Annotated in this window: 1 protein-coding gene; it reads right to left on the reverse strand. The window is 74.3% G+C overall.

From position 1 onward, the window contains the following. The coding region (locus O3Q52_RS53690) for a PP2C family protein-serine/threonine phosphatase (protein ID WP_269655627.1) at positions 1–847 on the reverse strand (847 nt) is incomplete at both ends.

Below are 847 nucleotides of genomic sequence, written 5' to 3' on the forward strand. Positions count from 1 at the left end.
GGCCTGGGTGATGACGCCGAGCGGCGGTCCGCCCTCGGTGACGACGATCTCGGTGGTGCCGTCCGGGTGGCGCAGGACGGGCGGCAGGTGTCCGGCGCGTACGCACCAGGCCGTGCCCTCCGCCATGTCGACGTCGACGTAGCAGCAGGTGGCGAAGAGGTCGGTCTCCATGTCCATGAGCAGCCGGTTGGCGTGCGAGACGACCACGTCCGGCGGGTGGCCCTCGACTGCGTACGCGCGTAGCGCGGTGCGCATCTGGCCCATGAGGGTGGCTGCCTGGGCGTTGTGCCCCTGGACGTCGCCGATGACGAGGGCGACATGGCTGTCGGGCAGCGGGATCACGTCGTACCAGTCGCCGCCGACCTCCAGACCCGCCGTGGTGGGCAGATAGCGGGCCACGGCTTCCGCGCCCGGCAGGGGCGGCAGTCTGCGCGGGAGGAGGGTGCGCTGGAGCATTCCGACGAGTTCGTGTTCGGCGTCGAAGGCGTGGGCGCGCATCAGGGCCTGGCCCGCGAGGCCGGCGGAGGCGGTGAGCAGGGCACGCTCGTCGGGGCCGAAGTCGTGCGGGGTGTCCCAGCCGATGAGGCAGGCGCCGGCCATTCTCCCGCTGCCGGCCGGCAGCGGGAGGATGGCGAGGCCGCCGGGGCCGACCTCGGCGAGCGTGGCCTCCAGCGGGGTTCCGGCCGGCCAGATGGCCGCGCGTCCGTCGCGCAGGGCGGCCGCCAGGGTCGGCATGGTGCGTACGGGCGCGTCGGGCCACTCCGAGCGCCACTCCGAGCGCCAGACCTCGGGCCAGGCCTCCGGTTCGGGCTGGTCCAGGACGGTGACGACGAGACGGTCGCCCTCC

Origin of the sequence: Streptomyces sp. ActVer (assembly GCF_027270795.1) — a bacterium.
GTDB lineage: Bacteria > Actinomycetota > Actinomycetes > Streptomycetales > Streptomycetaceae > Streptomyces > Streptomyces umbrinus_A.